The sequence below is a fragment of the Staphylococcus sp. TE8 genome, from assembly GCF_000692055.1.
In the GTDB taxonomy this organism is placed as follows: Bacteria; Bacillota; Bacilli; order Staphylococcales; family Staphylococcaceae; genus Staphylococcus; species Staphylococcus capitis.
Genome location: NZ_JMGB01000001.1, coordinates 1,185,601 through 1,202,944, shown reverse-complemented (window position 1 = coordinate 1,202,944; position 17,344 = coordinate 1,185,601). Strand labels below are relative to the sequence as shown.

Below are 17,344 nucleotides of genomic sequence, written 5' to 3'. Positions count from 1 at the left end.
GATTGTGTTCAATAAACCAGCAGTCAGATTTTTAAAAAGTTCTAAACATCATGAAAATAATTATTCACATTAAACTAACATCAAAGAATCAACATCTAGGAGGAACAACTTAATGAATCTATTTAGAAAACAGAAATTTAGTATTAGAAAATTTAACATTGGAATTTTTTCGGCACTCATTGCGACTGTTACATTTTTAGCGCATCCATCACAAGCCTCTGCATCAGAACTAGACTCAACTCAACCCGAAAGTTCTGAAGGAACAGTGCAAAATGGCTCTGGACAAAATGTGTCAACTGAAGAATCAAGCGCACAATTAAACAACGATGTTATTCAAGGTGATAATAAACCAAGTACAACTCATTTAGAACAATCTGATAATTTGAATAACTCACAAATTACAGGCAATACACTAGATCAAACACAATCTCTAACTAATAATGAATCAAATGAATTAGAAAATGAAACTAATACTTTAGCAACTAATACGAATTCTACTATCGATGAGAACGCTATACATGTTGATAACACAACTCAACACTATTTAGAAGCTAAGGCTAATGATAAGTCATCTAAAGATGTTAAAAATACGTCAAATCCAATCACACACGATACTAAGATAGTAAGAGAAGAAAGTAATTTACCTAAAAAAAGAAGCCGAAGAGATTTACCAGCTGGAGATAGCAACAACGCAAACACAGCTACGACAGCTAATGATCCTAATTTGAGTAATACGGGATCAAACAGTATAAAAACAACGTTAACATTTGATGATTTAGGTATTACTACTAGTAATAACAGACATAAACCTGAAGTAAAAGTCCTAAATGAATTAAAAGGATTCAAAATGATTAATGGTGGTAGTGTAGGGTTAGTTAATAGTGAACTTGAGCGTACCAATGTATTTCATAGTGGCGATCCTAGAAACTATCAAGCAAGTGGTAATGTATTGGTTCTAGGTAGATCAAGAGGGACAGATGTTAATGATCATGGAGGTTTCAATGGAGTTGAAAAAGATTTCACTGTTAATCCAAATTCAGAATTAATATTTGGTTTTAATACAATGCCTGCCAATAATGGTAAAGGTGGAACATATTTAATAGTTAAAAATGCAGATAATGATAAGCAAATTGTGAAACAAGATGTTCAAGATGGTGGGATTTGGAGATTAGTTAAAATTCCAGATAATGTTAATAGAGTTAAAGTTCAATTTTTACCAAATAATGATATTATGACTGACACTCGCCGAGTGGCTCTATTAAAGGATGGATATAAATATTACTCACTTATAGATTCCATTGATATCGCTTCAGGATCTCATTTGAAGGTGCTCCCTAAGGAAAATAATGATGCTGTGAAGAATAATAAACAATTTGAAGTGAGTACTAGAATAGAGAATGATGGTAATTTCGCTGCTGCGTTAGATACTAATAAATTAATTTATACGGTTAAATTACCAGAAAACTTTGAGTATATTGATGATTCTACTGTAGCTACGTTCGTTAATGGAAATATGCCAAATACTACAATAAAACCTTTAAGTGTAAATTACGATCGACAAACTAATACACTGACTTTCACAAGTAATGGTGTGAATAAGTCTAGTAGTAATCAAGAAGATGCTAAATTTTTACCTAATAAAATTTTAAATATTAAATATAAATTAAGACCTGTTAATATTCCAACGCCTAGACAAGTTACAGTTAATCAATCAATAACATATAAAACTTATGCTCAATATTACTTAAATACTAATGATAATACTGTAACTGCGCAGCAAACACCATTTACAATTGATGTAAAAATGAATAAAGACGATTTAGAAGAACAAGTGAATAAAGAAGTTATACCTTCAAATTATACTTTAGCCTCTTTTAACGCTTATAAAAAATTAAAAGCACAAGCACAAACGATACTTGATGAAGAAGCTAATAATAAACCAATTAATGAGAGAGTTTCCCAAGCTGAAATCGATAGTTTGTTACATCAATTACAGAATACATTAATTAATAGGGTGGACGCAGCTCAAGAAATTAATAATAAAGCACAAGATATGAGTGATGAAGCGGAAGTTAACAATGAATTAACTACTGAAGAAAAAGAAGCTCTAACGGAGAGAATAGATAATGATAAGAATGAAATCCTCAGTAAAATTGATGATCAAACAACTGATGAAGGTGTCGAGCAAGTTAAAAATACTGGACTAACTACCTTGGCTGCAGACACTCCTCAACCAGTAATAAAACCTAAAGCGCGTGAAGCCATTAATAATAAAGTTACTGATCAAAAAGCGTTAATTAACCAAAATAATGAGGCAACGCATGAAGAGAAAAATGTCGCAATTCAAAAAGTTGATAATCATTCTTCGGAATCACTACAAAAAATTGGTGAGGCTGAAACAGAGAGTACTGTTAATGCAGCGAGAGATGAGGGTATTAATAACATTTCTTCGGACATTCCAAACCCTCAACAAAAAGCCGAAGCTAGAAGAATAATCAATCAAAAAGCTCAAGATAAAATCACTGAAATTAATCAAAACACTCAAGCTACTCAAGACGAGAGAAATATTGCTTTAAACAATGTAAATCAAGCAAAAACACAAGCTTTGCAAAATATTCAAAATGCTAATACAAATAATGATGTTACTAACGCTAAAGATGCTGCAATAAATACAATTAATCAATTAAGTGTTAACCCTGTTAAAAGAAAGCAAGCTATTAATGAATTAAACACGGTAGCGCAGCAACAAAAACAGAACATTCAAAGAAATAATGAAGCTACGACCGAAGAAAAAACGGAAGCTGAAAGTAAAGTGGAGAGAGAATTAGCTCAAGCTACTCAAAACATTAATTCTGCATCTACTAACAATGAGGTTGACCAAGCAAAAACAAGTGGTCAGAATGCTATTAATTCAGCCAATCCTAACACTACAGTTAAGCGAATGGCACGAGAAGCAATTGAAAATAAAGTAACTTCTCAAATTCAACAAATCAATGCTAATAACAAAGCAACTAATGAAGAAAAAGAGACAGCAATTAATAATGTATATGCACATAAGCAAGAAGCTTTGAACAATGTTACTAATGCTCATTCAAATTCAGATGTTAAAAATATACAACAAGATGGTATAAACACTATCAATCTTGATCAACCTAATGCGGTTAAAAAAGATCAAGCAATTTTGGAATTAAGTCAAAAGGCACAAGAAAGAAAAGCTACACTTAACCAAACACCAGATGCAACTGATGAAGAGAAAAACGCTGCTAATACCAAGGTTGATCAGGCACTTAATGATGGTATACAACAAATTAATCGTTCAACATCGAATAATGACGTTGATAATGCTAAGACAAATGCTACACAAACAATCGATAACATCAATGTAGATGTTCTAAAGAAACCACAAGCTAAAGAAGAAATCGCCTCTAAAGTGAATGACAAACAAAGAGAAATAACGAATGATAATGAAGGTACTACTGAAGAAAAACAAAGTGCTATAGAAAGTGTAAATCAAGCTAAAGTTGAGGCTGACAGTGGTATTTCACAAGCTCAAACTAATACAGAGGTTGAAAAAGCTAAAAATGCTGGATTGAGTAATATTGGAAATATTCATCCTGTCTTTAATAAAAAACAACAAGCACGTACAAAAATAAATGAGAAATTTAAAACAAAACAAGATCAAATCAATCAAACCCCTAATGCTACTCAAGAAGAGAAAAATGAAGCATTAACAAAATTAACGCAAGCTAAAGATGCTGTATTACAAACAATAAGTAATTCACAATCAAATGATAATGTTGACCAAGCACAAACTAATGGAATTCAAACTTTAGATGGTATTAACACTACAGTTAATAAAAAACCTCAAGCAAAAGAAAGTATTAATCATGTCGCTCAAAATCATAATAATGAAATTGACTTAAATAATAACGCTACTACTGAAGAAAAAGATGATGCAAAGAATTTAGTAAATGCAGCAATTACTAACATCAATAATAATATTGACAACGCAGATACAGACGCTCAAGTAGATAGCGCAGTGGCTAATGGAACTCAAACGATAAATTCAATTACTCCTGCTACGACTGTAAAAACTAATGCTAAAAATGAAATTGCTAAAAAAGCAGATTCTATTATAGCTAAAAACCAAACTTCACCTGATGCTACTGACGAAGAAAAAGCAGAAGCTAATTCAAAAGTAGAAGAAGCAAAAGCTGAAGCTGATAGTAACATTCAAATAGCAAAGTCAAATGAACAAGTTAAAGAAGCAAAAGATAACGGTCTTAATAAAATTAATGAAATTAGCCCAACTACTACAATTAAGTCAGAAGCTAGAAAGGCTGTTCAAAATAAAGTAAACGAGCAAATTGGTTTAATCAAAGCGACACCAGATGCAACTGATGAAGAAAAAGCAACTGCTTTTGCAAAAGTTAATAGTGAACTAGCCAAAGTTCAACAACAAATTAATACAGAACATACATCTCAAGGAGTTAATAGTGTTAAGGCAAATGCAATGACTGCAATAGAGCAAATCACAGCTCAAGCAATAGAGAAAGAAACAGCTAGAGATGCAGTTAAACAAAAAGCTAATGAACAAACTGATGTTATCAATAATAACAATAACTCAACAGAGGAAGAGAAAGTAGAAGCGATAGGCAGAATAAATAATGCTAAACAAGAAGCACTAAACAATATTAATAGTGCAACAATGAATCAAGCCGTAACTAGTGCTAAAAATGAGGGTATTAATAATATTAATTTAATTCAATCGTCAACATCTACTAAGACAAATGCTAAGAGTGATATTGATCGTAAATTAAGTGAACAAATAGAAAATATTAACCAGCATCAAACTGCTACAACAGAAGAAAAAGATACAGCTGTTCAATTAGCAAACCAAAAAGCTAATGAAGCAAAAAATAATATTCAAACTGCAACGGATAACGAAGGCGTTGCTCAGGCTAAGACAAATGGCATAAGTGCAATAAATAATATTGAACCTAATGCACAACAAAAACCTACCGCTAAACAAGATATAGAAACCAAAGTAACTGAACAAAATAGAGTAATTGATAATACGGCTAATGCAACTGATGAAGAAAAGCAAGAAGCTAAAAATAGAGTAAAAACAGAAGAAAATACAGGTAATCAAAATATTGATCAAGCTCAAACAAATCAACAAGTAATTGATGCAAAAACTACTACTATTGATACAATAAACACTATTATCCCTAATGTAACAAAGAAACCAACCGCAAATAGGGAAATTGATGCTAAGTTTGAGCAACTTAAACAAGCTATCAATTCTACACCTGATGCAACAACAGATGAGAAAAATGAAGCTATACAACGTTTAATTGAAAAAAAGATGAAAGTAAAAATCTAATTAGTCAAGCAACTAAGGATGCACAAGTAGATCAAAATAAAGAAAATGGAATACATGAATTAGAAACTATTCATGCTCATCCAACTAAAAAAGCAGAGGCTATTCATGCTGTTCAAGAGAAAGTTAAATCACAAAATGACTTAATTACGAATAACAACGATGCAACAGATGAAGAAAAAGAGGTCGCAAAAAATCTTCTAGAAGCAAGCAAAATAAAAACAATTAGTAGTATTAATCAAGCACAAACAAATGCTCAAGTAGATAATGCTAAAAACACAGGTATGGATGAGATGAGTTTAATTCACCCAGCGACTACTACCAAAACTGATGCAAAAACAGCTCTTGATCAAAAAGCTCAACAGCAGGATACAATTATTAATGGTAATAATGATGCAACAGACGAAGAGAAAGCTAAAGCAAGAGAGCTAGTTGAACAAGCTAAAACTGAAGCTAAAAATAATATAAATAGTGACCATACAACTATTGATGTTAATAATGAAAAAACTAAGGGCATACAAAAAATTGCAGAAATTCACCCAGCTACAACTGTTAAGTCTAACGCTAAACAAGAATTACAAAATAAAGCTGATGATCAGATCGCTCAAATTACTAACACGCCTAATGCAACTCAAGAAGAGAAACAAGATGCTATCACAGAAGTTAATACTTCATTGGCTCAGGCTAATCAAAACATCAATCAAGCGCATTCTACTGAGGAAGTTAAACGTGCCAAAGGTGATGGAATTAACTCTATTAACGATATTCATGCAAAAGTAAACAAGAAACAATCTGCTATTAATGAATTAAAACAAAAAGCTAATGAACAAAAACAGTTAATCTTAGCTAATAACAACGCGACTGATGATGAAAAAAATGCAGCACAAGCACAAGTAGATGCTAAATTAGCTGAAGAAATACAAAATGTTAACAATGCGGATACAAATGCTCAAGTAGATAATGTAAAATCTAAAGCAATCACAGCAATAAGTGCTATCAATGCCCAACCTCATAAGAGACAAGATGCTATCAATAGTTTAATTGCTCAGGCAGAAAGTAAAAAAGCTGACATAAGAAATAATTCTCAAGCTACTACTGAAGAAAAAAATACGGCAACGCAATCTATTGAAGTAGCTTTAACTAAAGCTAAAGCAAAAATTAGTAATGCTCAAACGAATGCTGTAGTGGATGAAAAGCTTGAAGCAGGTAAACAAAGTCTCCAACAAATTGAGGTATCAACAGTAACTAAAACAACTGCAAAAGCTGATGTAGCAAGTGCTATAAATAATAAAAGAGAACAAATTAATATTAATCGTCAGGCTACAACAGAGGAAAAAGATGAAGCACTTAATCAACTAAAACAGGAAGAAACGAAGGCAAATAATGCAATTGATTCAGCCTTAGCAAATCAAAATGTTAATGATGCCAAAACACAATACTTGGCAAGTATTGAAAATATTCAGCCTAATATTGTTAAAAAGCCTGCATCAAATGATGTAATCAATAATAAAGTAACAGAACAAACAAAACTTATTAATAATAATCAAGAAGCTACTTCAGAAGAGAAACAGGCAGCTTTAACGAAATTAGAAACTGCGAAAACTAGTGCACTTCAAAATATTAATCAAGCTTCTACAAATGACGAAGTTCAAGCTGCTGAAAATACTGGTGTTGCAGAAATAGGAAAAATAGTGCCAGAAACAACTGTGAAACAAGCAGCTAAACAAGGCATTGAACAAACTACTTAAAATCAAATAAACAAAATAAATGATAATAATAATTCAACATTTGAAGAAAAAGCAGTAGCTATTAATAAAGTCAACATAGCTAAAAATGAGGCATTAAATAATATTACTAATGCTACGACAACGCAGTTAGTTCAAGATGCAAAAAATAGCGGAACTATTGTAATCACAGGAATAAATCCTGATACATCGGTAAAAGCAAATGCGATTCAGGCTCTTTCAACAGAAGCTAAAAATAAAAATGATTTAATTGATCAAACACTTAATGCAACTGCTGAAGAAATGGAAGAAGCAAATAATAAAGTAGATAGTATCCAAGAAAAAGCAAATGCTAACATAGGCAAAGCTAATACAACAGATGAAGTTAACCAAATTAAAGCAAAAGCAATTCAAGATATGAAAGCTGTTCAAACTGAAGTTGTTAAAAAACAAAATGTGAAAGAACAACTTTTACAATTAGTTGAGAATCAAAAACAAGTGATTAATAGCAACGCTGAAGCTACTAAGGATGAGAAAGACGAAGCTATTGAGAGACTTAATAATGAATTAAATACTGCAACTACACAAATTAACAATGCAAGTCATAATAGTGATGTTGACGGAATCTTAAATAATTCTAGACCTAAAATAGAAGCTATTACACCTCAAGCGAGAAAGAAACGTTCAGCAATAGATGAAATTGGTGCAAAAGTTAATGCACAAAATAGTGAAGTTGACAAAAATAAAGAAGCGACTTTAGAGGAGAGAAATGATGCACTAAATAAAATTAATCAAGCTTATGAACAAGGTAAGACTAATATTACTAATGCCCAAACTAATGATGAAGTTGACAATGCTAAAAATTCAAGTATACAAAAAATTGCATTAATACAACCATCTACTGAAGTAAGAGCAAATGCCAGAAAAGCATTAAAAGCGAAAGCAGATGAACAAAACGCCTTAATTGACAGTAATCGCAATGCCACAACAGAAGAAAAATTGGAAGCAAAAGAATTAGTTGAACAAGAATTAAATTCATCTAACTATAGATTAAAACACGCGGATACAAATCAAGATGTTCAAAATATAATATCTGAAGATTCAAAAGCTATAGCTAATATACAACCATCTACTGATGTTAAGGATAGAGCTAAAGCAGATGTTGTTGCTAAAAGTAATGAAAAACAAAATGAAATTGTTAATAATACTGAAGCTACTACAGAAGAGAAAGAAGTGGCTTCCCAACAGCTTCAACAGGTTACTGATCGAACAAATAATTCAATTGGTTTAGCACAAGATACAGATCAAGTAAACGTAGAAAAGAATAAGGGCATAGAATCTATTAAGGATATTCAACCTATTATCGTTAAAAAACCAGCTGCTAGGGTTGAGCTTGATAAAGCACTTAAAATAAAACAAAACGAGGTTAATCAATTACCTAATGCAACTACGGACGAATTACAGCAAGCGTTAAATCATTTAGATCAATTTGTTCAAGAAGCTAAAACTAATATAAATCAAGCACAAACTAATGCTCAAGTAGATCAAGCTAAAGAAAACGGTACTAATAGTATTAATACTTTTGAACCAGTAATAGGTGTTAAACAGAATGCAATTGACGCAATTAATAATGCTAAACAAGAAAAAATCGACCGAATAAGTCAAGCTTTCAGTGCTACACAAGAAGAGAAAGATAAAGCATCACAATTCGTAAATGAAGAAGCTCAAAAAGCTATAGAATTAATTAATAAAGCCCAAACAAATTCACAAGTAACTGAAGCAAAAGATAATGTTTTAAATACAATTAAACAATTTGAACCAGAATATCATAAGAAGCGAAATGCAATTCTAAAACTTTATGATATTGTTGATGCTCAAGAAGCTATTATTAATGCAGTTCCTGATGCAACAGAAGATGAGAAACAAAATGCTATAGATAAAGTTGAACAATTATTACATGCTACGAAAAAAGAAATCGGTTTAGCAAGTGATAATGCTGGTGTAGATGACATTTACAACAACATATCAGAGCAAATTAAAACAATTTTCCTTGAAGTTGTAAGTAAATCTAATGCTAGAACTATACTTAACAATTTAGCTAATCAATTAATTAAAACATTTGAAAATACACCTGATGTTACTACAGAAGAACGTGATGATGCTATCAACCATGTGAAAAATCAATTAAGTGCGGTCTTAGGTGCAATCGATAAGGATACTAGAGATGTACAAGTGGCTCAAGAAAAGGTATTTGGTTTAAATGATTTAAACAATATTGTTATTAATGTAATTCAAAAACCAACTGCTAGAAAAGCTATAAATACAAAAGCAGATGAAATTAAATTATCAATTAACAATACACCTAATGCTACGGATGAGGAAAAACAGAATGCATTAGATAAAGTTCATGCTATTGTTAATGATGCCCAAAATAAAATCCGTGAAGCTAAAGCAGATAGTGAAGTTATGGTCGCTAAAACAGATGCAATTTCTTTACTTTCTGTTATCAATCCGGAAGTTCAAGTAAAACCATTTGCTTTAGATGAAATCCAACAACAAGCTAATAATCAAAAAGCTAAAATAAACAACAACTCTGAAGTGACTAAAGAAGAAAAAGATGCGGCTATACTTTTAGTAGATGATTTAATTAAACAGAGTGAAGTACGATTAGATGCTGCGACTAAAAACCAACAAGTTGAAGATATTAAAAATGATATTATTAATAAAATTTTAAATATTGAACCAACTAATAGCATTAAACCTGCAGCTTTACAACAAATTTTAGCTAAATTAGACGCTCAAAAAGCGTTTATTAGTGAAAATAATGATGCTACAGACGAAGAGAAAGCGGTAGCTATAGATAAACTCGTAGAAGCGTCTAGTGAATATGCTGCTAAAATTGATGATGCTAAAACGAAGGATGAGGTCGAAGCAGTTAAAAATCAAAGTATTAAAGATATAAAATCTATACTTTCTCTAATTAGTAAGAAACCTCAAGCTAAGTTAGAAGTACAACAGAAAGCTGAGGAAATAAAAACTACAATTAATTCTAATAAAGATGCTACTACTGAAGAGAAAAATGCAGCTTTAAAAACTTTAGATGAATTGATAAATGAGGCAAATGAATCTATATTATCTGCTCATACTAATGAAGAAGTTGATAAAGCCAAAGCACTTGCTTTACCGAAAATTGAAGCGGTGAAAGTTACAACTGAAGTTAAACCTCAAGCAAAAGCGCAAATTCAAGATGTAGCTAATAAGAAGAAAAATGAGTTTGAGAAATTTGAGGATGCAACTGTTGAAGAAAAACAAGAAGTATTAAATAAACTTGCTGAGACAGTTAATACTATTAATCTTGCTATGCAAGATTCTGAGGCTAATGCTGATGTAGCAAAAACACTTCACGACGGTTTAGCTAAATTAGATTTAATTCAAATCAATGCACATAAGAAATCTGATGCGAAATCATACTTACATCAACAACTTTCTGCTAAAATTCATGCTGTTGAAGCAAATAGTGATGCGACAGTTGAAGAGAAGCAAGAATTTATTAGCAAATTAAAAGCTTTAGTCAATCGTATTCATATGCAAGTGAATGACTCAGAAACAAATGAAGAAGTAGATAATAGTTTGAATAACTTTAAAGTAGAATTTGAAAAATTAAAATTACAAACTCATAAAAAAGCTAATGCTAAATGTATCATTCAAAACAAAGCGGATGAAATCATTCGAAATATTGAAGAAAATGATAAGGCTAGTTATCAAGCTAAATTAGCAGCTAAAAATTTAATTTCTCAAATTTTGAATGATTCATTTAAAGAAATTGAAGACGCTAATGATAATAAAACTGTTGATGAAGTAGTCAAACAAACAATTACTAAACTAGAAGCTATAAAAGTTAAAGAAGATAAGTTAAACTCTATGGAATCTACTCATCAAACTGAACAAAATAATAAATGTGATAATGTAAATGGCTCTAATAATAATCAACATACAATAAATGAATTGCCTGATACTGGTGAAACAGATTATTCAGGACCTTTAGCAGGTGCAGCATTACTTTCAGGACTAGCATTGTTATCTACACGTAAAAATAAAAAAGATAAAAAATCTTAATTCACTACTCAAAAAACCTTCTAGGTAGCATAAAACGTTACCTAGAAGGTTTTAAATATATTAGGATTCATTTTTAAAAGTTCCAGCATTAGATCCAGCAACGTGACCTGTCACTAATGCACTTGTTATATTATATCCGCCAGTATAACCATGTATATCTAATACCTCTCCACACAAAAATAATCCTGGAACGATTTTTGACATCATTGTTTTAGGTTGTATTTCTTTTAAAGACACACCACCACCAGTGACAAACGCTTTATCAATGGGGAGTGTTCCATTAACGTTAAACCTAAATCCTTTTAAATTTGAGATAAAGTGATTTAATTGTTGATTAGACAAATGATGAGATGTAGTTTCATCACTAATATCGGATTGTTCTAACATAAACAATAAGTAACGTTCTTCAATTAAGCCATGCAAACTATTTTTTATATACTTATCTGGTTCAGCCTTTAATAAGGAGTTAATTTTTTGAGAGAGTTGATCGTGATTTAAATCTGGAAATACGTCCAATTGCATAGCAATATCCTGTTTCTTTTGATTCTTTTGTTCTTTATAAACAAATTGGCTACATCTAAGCGCAGCTGGACCACTTACACCAAAGTGCGTAAATAACATATCCATTTGATGGCTTATTCTTTTTTTACCATTTTTCTTTAAAACTGATAATTCTACATCTTTCAAACTTAATCCTTTAAGACGTTTTGATTTAATGAAAGCGTCGCTAGAAGTTATTGGAACTTCTGTAGGGAAGAGTTCGGTTATAGAGTGGCCAAGAGATTCGGCGAATTGATAACCGTCTCCAGTTGACCCTGTTTGTGGAACAGATGTACCACCAGTAGCAATGATTAAAGATTTACTTTGGAATTCACCTTTTTGAGTTGTAACATAAAAAATACCGTTATCATGAGAAATTTCTGTGACTGGAGTTTCCTCCATAACATTAACTTTGTTTTCATTAATTTGTTTAATCAAAGTGTTTACAACATCCTGTGCTTTATTGGATACAGGGAACATCCGACCGTGATCTTCTTCTTTTAATTTCACGCCTCGGCTTTCAAAAAATTCAATAATAGATTCATTATCAAAAACTGAGAAAGGACTATAAAGAAATTTACCGTTACCAGGTATGTTTTTGATTATTTCAGCATAGGGTAGGCGATTAGTAACATTACAACGACCTCCACCTGATATTTTCAATTTTCGTCCTAAACCCTTTTTCTTTTCAATTAATAAGACATTATCACTTACTTCACTTGCGGCGACTGCAGCCATTGAACCGCTGGGGCCTCCGCCAATTATAATAGTTTGATACATTGAGTTACCTCCACATATTCATTGTTACAATTGTATTAGACTATTTAAGTATTATCTAATAAAAATTAAGGTATGAGATGACAAAGAGTAAAAATATAATTATAATATGAAACTTGGAACCTCATTAAATTAATACTAACATCGTGTCTTTTTTCTACAGATACTTAGCTTTTTAAAACATAATTTTTACAATGTCTAAAAAGTGGAAAATAAAAGACAAACATTTATTATTTTGTGATATATTTTTAAGTAATGCAAGGTAATAAGTTTTGATATAAACAACACGATATAAAACTTTAATAAAATTTTAAGATAGGAAGATAGGTAATGAGTGAGAGTAAAGAAATGGTTCGAGGAACCTTTTTAATTACATTAAGTATTTTAATTACTAAAGTATTAGGTGTGCTGTTTATTATCCCGTTCACTTCATTGATTGGCGGGCAAGAAAATATGGCTCCTTTTACTTATGCTTACGCTCCTTATAATATTGCAATTGCTGTAGCAACTGCAGGGGTGCCACTAGCAGCTTCTAAATACGTAGCTAAGTACAATGCGTTAGGTGCTTATAAGGTCAGTCAAAAGTTTTATAAGTCAAGTTTCATTGTAATGAGTATTACGGGTGTAATTGGCTTTCTAATTTTATATTTTTTAGCTCCATACATAGCAGAGTTAACTTTATCGCGTAAGAATAATGCGAAAACTGGTTGGTCAGTTGCTGATATTACATGGATTATAAGAATTATCAGTATTGTAGTTATATTTATACCAGTTTTAGCTACATGGAGAGGTATATTCCAAGGATACAAATCTATGGGCCCAACAGCTGTTTCAGAAGTAACAGAGCAAATTGCCCGAATTATTTTCATATTAGTAGGTAGTTACTTAGCTTTAAATGTATTTAATGGTACAGTTCTACAAGCAAATGGAATTGCCACGTTCGCAGCAGCAATCGGAGCTATAGCTGGAATTATTACGCTTTGGTATTATTGGATTAAACGTAGAAGAAATATTAAAGAAATGGTTGAGTCTGATACAGCTAATATGCATGTTTCTTATGGAAACATGTATAAAGAGATTATTGCTTACAGTATTCCATTTGTAATTGTAAGTTTAAATTTCCCATTATTTAATTTAGTAGATCAATTTACACATAACGGGGCTCTAAGTTTAGTTGGCGTAAATCCAAAGTTACAAGATACATTCTTTAACATGTTAAATATGTCTACAAATAAAATTGTAATGATCCCAACATCATTAAGTGCTGGTTTTGCGGTGAGTTTAATTCCATTTATTACAAAAACTTATGAAGAGGGTCGTCTAGAGGAAATGCATAGACAAATTAGAACATCTATTGGTGTCCTAATGTTTATTACAGTACCAGCTAGTATAGGTATTATGGCATTAGCGCAACCTTTATTTACTGTATTCTATGGTTATGATCCTATTGTTCATGGTCACGACCCTAACTTTGACGGAAGTAGATTACTATTCTATTATGCACCCGTAGCGATATTAATTTCACTATTAAGTGTAACTGCTTCTATGTTGCAAGGTATTGATAAGCAAAAATTAACAGTCTTTGTTATTTTAGGTTCAGTAGTCATTAAATTAGCACTAAACTATCCGCTTATTATGCTTTTACACACTCCAGGTGCGGTACTAAGCACTGCAATTGCATTATTATTTGCGATTGGCTGTAATTTCTATATTTTAAAAAAATATGCGAAATTCAAATTCAGCTATAGTTGGATTCAATTTGCTAAAATATTCTTATACTCCTTCATCATGATGATAGGTGTAGAAGTTGTATACTTCATTCTTAAATTATTCCTAAATCCTACTAGATTTGGTTACCTCATTATAATAGCTATAAGTGTTATTGTTGGTGCGCTTATTTATGGTGGCATTACAATCAAGAATAGACTGGCTGACGAATTTTTAGGTGACGTTCCTGAAAAAATCAGACGAAAAGTGACGTTTTTAAGATGAGAATAGATAAATTTCTAGCTAATATGGGTTTAGGCACTCGTACTGAAGTAAAACAATTACTTAAAAAAGGTCTTGTAGAGGTTAATGAGAAAAAAATTAAAACACCTAAATCTCAAATTAACCCTGAAACAGACAAAGTAGTGGTTGATGGTGAAGAGATTTCATATGTAGATAACGTCTATATGATGTTAAATAAACCTAAAGGTTATATTTCAGCTACAGAAGATAACGCTCATCAAACTGTTTTAGATTTAATCCCTGAATTTTCACATTTAGGGATTTTTCCTGTAGGAAGGTTAGATAAAGACACAGAAGGGTTACTTTTATTAACTAATGATGGACAATTTAATCATGAATTAATGAGCCCCAAAAAACATGTATCTAAAACTTATGAAGTTATATCTAAATATCCTATTAAGCAGTCAGATATAGAAGCTTTTAAATTAGGCGTAGAACTTTCTGATGGTAAGGTCAAACCGGCAGAACTTATTAAAGGAAATGATAGACTTTCATATGTTACGATTTATGAAGGAAAATATCATCAAGTAAAACGAATGTTTCATAGTATCGAAAATGAGGTATTAGAATTGAAACGTGTTAAAATCGCCAATTTAGAATTAGATGAAACTCTAAATTCTGGTGAATATCGTTTTTTAAATGAACAAGATTTCGAAAATCTAAAAAAATGACAAAGGAGAAGGTGTACAATTATGGGTAAAAGTACAAATTTATTTAGAATTGCATTAGGCATTGGTGGCGCTGTTGCAGCAGTCGCTTTATCACGCAAAGACAGTCGTGACAAACTTAAAAATGAATATAACAAATATAAAGAAAATCCTGAATCATACAAAGCAAATGCTAAAGACTTTGCTAGCCAAATTGGAAACAAAGCCAATGAAACGATTCAAGAAGTAAGAAATAATCCAAAAGATTATGTTGATCGTATTAAAAATGATCCTAAAGCATTCTTTGAAGAAGAAAAATCTAAATTTACTGATTTAGAGGACAAAAAAGCAGATGATTTAGAAGAAGGAAAGTTTGACGACGAAGGTGGCGCAACAACTTCTAATAATCTAAGAGTTGTCTCTGAAGATGATTTAAAAAATAATAAAAATGCTTTAGAAGATAAATAAAATTTATCAATTTAAAATAATAATAAAGAGCCTATAGATGAACGTTAGAAGTTCACTTATAGGCTTCTTTTTTTATCTCAAAAAATATATAAAGCATTCAATTTGAAACTCAAATATGCATTATATTAGTATTCCGAAACTTGATATAATTTAACTTGAAAATCATCATTACAAAAAATTAAGTAATTTTCTGACATCTTACTGTAGTTTCTGAGTAACATATTGTAAAATGGAGTTTAACTTATATAAAAAGGAAGTCGATCTCAAATGTGGAAAGAAAAGGTTCTAGAATATGAAAATCAAATGATTGATGATCTTAAGGGCTTATTATCTATTGAAAGTGTAAGAGATGATTCTAAAGCCTCTAAAGATGCACCTGTCGGACCCGGACCAAGACAAGCTTTAGATTACATGTACGAATTAGCTGAGAGAGATGGGTTTTCAACACATGATGTAGATCATATAGCCGGACGAATAGAAGCTGGCCAAGGAGAAGATGTCTTAGGTATCTTATGTCATGTAGACGTTGTTCCGGCTGGTGATGGATGGGATTCTAACCCATTTGATCCTGTAGTAACAGACGATGCAATTATTGCTAGAGGTACACTAGATGACAAAGGACCTACAATTGCTGCATATTACGCCGTGAAAATATTGAATGATATGAACGTAGATTGGAAGAAACGTATTCATATGATTATAGGTACAGATGAAGAGTCTGATTGGAAATGTACAGATAGATATTTCCAAACTGAAGAAATGCCTACATTAGGTTTTGCACCTGATGCTGAGTTCCCAGCGATACATGGTGAAAAAGGAATCACTACATTTGATTTAATTCAAGATCAAATAAATGAAGACGTAGATGAACCAGATTATGAATTATTAAACTTTGAATCTGGTCAAAGATATAACATGGTACCAGATCATGCTGAAGCCCGTGTATTAGTTAAAGAAAATATGACAGATGTGATTCAAAACTTTGAATATTTCGTTGAACAAAATGAGCTTCAAGGAGAAAGTACCGTTGATAGTGGAATTTTAATCTTAACGGTTGAAGGTAAAGCGGTTCATGGCATGGATCCTTCACTAGGCGTCAATGCTGGATTATATCTACTTAAATTCTTGTCTTCTTTAAATTTAGATAAAAGTGCTAAAGATTTTGTTGAATTTAATAATCGCTACCTCTTTGATTCTCATTTTGGAGAAAAAATGGGTATGAAATTCCATACAGATGTAATGGGAGACGTTACTACTAATATAGGAATTATTAAATACGATAATAAAGAAGCTGGAAGATACGGTGTGAACTTAAGATATCCTCAGGGATTTGAATTTGAAGAGGCTGTTGAAAGGTTTACTAATGAAATTAAAGACATTGGATTTAGCCTTGAACTTGGTAAAGTTCAAAAGCCACATTATGTAGATAAAGATGATCCATTTGTGGAGAAACTTGTCAAAGCATATAGAAACCAAACTGGCGATATGACTGAACCTTACACGATTGGTGGGGGGACTTATGCTAGAAACCTAGACAAAGGCGTCGCATTTGGTGCTATGTTTGAAGATACTGAAGATTTAATGCATCAAAAAAATGAATATATGACTAAAAAACAATTGATTAACGCAACCAGTATTTATTTAGAGGCAATTTATGCTTTATGTGTGGAGGGATAAAC

8 protein-coding genes and 1 pseudogene are annotated in these 17,344 nt (G+C 31.6%); 8 read left to right on the top strand and 1 reads right to left on the bottom strand.

Going from position 1 to position 17,344, the window contains the following annotated elements; all coding sequences use genetic code 11:
* Positions 1-112: 112 nt before the first annotated feature.
* From CM54_RS12920 to CM54_RS12905, 4 genes and pseudogenes are all read left to right on the top strand, one after another.
* Entirely contained in the window at positions 113-5,386 is a 5,274-nt protein-coding gene (locus tag CM54_RS12920) for a SasC/FmtB family protein (RefSeq protein WP_037549526.1), read from the top strand.
* Positions 5,386-5,658: pseudogene (locus CM54_RS13075) on the top strand (DUF1542 domain-containing protein); the annotation flags it as partial. The gene CM54_RS12920 and the pseudogene CM54_RS13075, both read left to right, overlap by 1 nt.
* A gap of 18 nt (positions 5,659-5,676) precedes the next feature.
* Entirely contained in the window at positions 5,677-7,131 is a 1,455-nt protein-coding gene (locus tag CM54_RS12910) for a DUF1542 domain-containing protein (RefSeq protein WP_231469380.1), read from the top strand.
* A 6-nt stretch (positions 7,132-7,137) separates the two neighbouring features.
* Positions 7,138-11,223 (top strand): DUF1542 domain-containing protein, encoded by a 4,086-nt coding sequence (locus tag CM54_RS12905; RefSeq protein ID WP_331280359.1) that lies wholly within the window; start codon positions 7,138-7,140, stop codon positions 11,221-11,223.
* 60 nt (positions 11,224-11,283) lie between these two features.
* Here CM54_RS12905 and CM54_RS05565 read toward each other — a convergent pair whose 3' ends face one another.
* The gene (locus CM54_RS05565) at positions 11,284-12,543 is read right to left on the bottom strand and encodes an NAD(P)/FAD-dependent oxidoreductase (protein ID WP_037549523.1); all 1,260 of its coding nucleotides are present in this window, start codon (positions 12,541-12,543) and stop codon (positions 11,284-11,286) included.
* Between the two features lie 327 nt (positions 12,544-12,870).
* On the opposite strand from CM54_RS05565, the gene CM54_RS05560 reads away from it, so the two are divergent.
* The 4 genes from CM54_RS05560 to pepV all read left to right on the top strand — a co-directional run bounded on the left by CM54_RS05560 (position 12,871) and on the right by pepV (position 17,342).
* Positions 12,871-14,532 (top strand): putative polysaccharide biosynthesis protein, encoded by a 1,662-nt coding sequence (locus CM54_RS05560; RefSeq protein ID WP_023350080.1) that lies wholly within the window; start codon positions 12,871-12,873, stop codon positions 14,530-14,532.
* Entirely contained in the window at positions 14,529-15,221 is a 693-nt protein-coding gene (locus CM54_RS05555; protein WP_037549520.1) for a pseudouridine synthase, read from the top strand. The genes CM54_RS05560 and CM54_RS05555 overlap by 4 nt, the downstream gene beginning before the upstream one ends.
* A gap of 21 nt (positions 15,222-15,242) precedes the next feature.
* A complete protein-coding gene (locus tag CM54_RS05550) occupies positions 15,243-15,665 on the top strand; it encodes a YtxH domain-containing protein (RefSeq protein ID WP_037549517.1) in 423 nt (140 codons plus the stop codon).
* A 267-nt stretch (positions 15,666-15,932) separates the two neighbouring features.
* Positions 15,933-17,342: a dipeptidase PepV gene (gene pepV, locus CM54_RS05545; RefSeq protein WP_037549514.1), complete on the top strand. Its 1,410-nt coding sequence runs from the start codon at positions 15,933-15,935 to the stop codon at positions 17,340-17,342.
* Positions 17,343-17,344 lie beyond the last annotated feature (2 nt).